This window comes from Aliiglaciecola sp. 2_MG-2023 (assembly GCF_030548145.1).
In the GTDB taxonomy this organism is placed as follows: domain Bacteria; phylum Pseudomonadota; class Gammaproteobacteria; order Enterobacterales; family Alteromonadaceae; genus Aliiglaciecola; species Aliiglaciecola lipolytica_A.
In genome coordinates this window covers 1-1594 of the sequence record NZ_JAUORY010000057.1, presented here as the reverse complement: position 1 = coordinate 1594, position 1594 = coordinate 1, and the positions used below count along the sequence as shown (strand labels likewise).

The 1594-nt window shown below is 40.5% G+C and carries 1 protein-coding gene; it reads left to right on the top strand.

Translation table 11 applies throughout. The annotated features are described in order from the left end of the window. Positions 1 to 79 precede the first annotated feature (79 nt). Positions 80 to 1123 (top strand): IS110 family transposase, encoded by a 1044-nt coding sequence (locus Q4567_RS22160; protein ID WP_303502475.1) that lies wholly within the window; start codon positions 80 to 82, stop codon positions 1121 to 1123. Positions 1124 to 1594: the final 471 nt, after the last annotated feature.

Sequence of the window (1594 nt, the reverse complement as noted above, 5' to 3'; positions counted from 1 at the left end):
TTGATACTCATTGAGCCTCCCCAATCAGCGTAACTTTTAGGCTACTCTGATAGGTGACAAAACCAAACGGAGAAGCTCAATGAACTTTTATACTAATACACATCCATACTATTGTGGAATTGATTTACATGCTCGACTACTTTATGTCTGTATTATTGATGAATTCGGTGAAGTGCTAGTACATAAAAAGATAGCTGATTCCCCTGAACAATTACTTGCTCTATTGCAACCTTACCTGGGTAATATCATCGTCGGCGTTGAATGTATGCATTGCTGGTATTGGATTAGTGACTTTTGCCAAGCACACAATATAGACTTTGTACTCGGCCACGCTTTATACATGAAAGCTATTCACGGCGGCAAAACAAAGAATGATAAAATTGACTCATTCAAGATAGCCAAATTACTCAAAGGTGGAAACTTTCCGTTAGCCTATAACTATCCAACTGAATTACGTGCCACCCGTGACTTGTTACGTAGACGAACCAAGCTTGTTCGTTTTGGCGCTGACTTAAAAGCTCATGTCACTAACACGGTAAGTCAATATAACTATCGCCCTCATTCCCTTAACTTACGCTACCCAGCCGCTAGAGATAAGATGACCGATGTATTTAAGGATATATCCGTACAACGTAATGTCGATATTGATTTAACTATGGTTGGACATATTGAAACCGAATTGCGTAAAGTCGAATGGTTCATTGAAAAGCAAGCAAAGCAGCATAACCCTAAAGACTATTACTTACTTAAATCCATTGCCGGTGTTGGGCAAATACTCGCTCTGACTATCTTGTATGAAATAGGCGATATTCAACGCTTTGACAGTGTCCAAAAGTTTGCCTCCTATTCACGATTGGTAAAATGCAAAGCTGAATCTGCAGGCAAAACCTACGGGACTCAAGGCAATAAAATAGGTAATGCACACCTTAAATGGGCTTTCTCTGAAATGGCCGTACTTTATCTAAGAGGTAATGACAAGGCCAGAGCTTATCTAAATAAATTACAAAAACGTATGAGCAAAGCCAAAGCGCTTTCTGCGCTAGCTCATAAACTTGGACGCTGTGTTTATTTTATGTTGAAACGACAAAAGGCTTTTGATGAAAAACGATTTTTAGCAGGTTAGTCACGTCATTCGGTGAGCTGAACGTCTAACTAGCACCTTATGCAGAGTATGTGAAAACGTGAGTGAATTCGTCACTGGTTTAACACCCCTTATCTCGTTTATATACCACCGCTAGGTAACTACCCGGCTTGATTAGACACCGAATGGTCGTGCATCAATACTTTGAGCTAATTCGTTTACACCTAGCTTGAGCCTGAAACTAACTGGTGGAATATTCCAACCCGATTCTTGAATAGTGCCAGTGTTGGGTTAACCGATGAATGTCTAGTGCCCCTGTTATCACTATGGAAGGTGAAACAACAGGCTGTGATGAGATCACGTAAGAGAGCCTCTATATGTGTTTGCTGTAAGCGATGACTTAACAGCCACTATGACAGATGAAGTATACGGCTTAGCTCAGAGGTTTGGATTGACCTTGAAAAAGTGGTCAAAAGATGACTAATACCTATTGACCAACAAGAGGCTCATATG

Excerpts from the sequence above, each read along its gene's own strand:
- Q4567_RS22160 (WP_303502475.1), top strand. The coding sequence starts at position 80 with ATGAACTTTTATACTAATACACATCCATACTATTGTGGAATTGATTTA.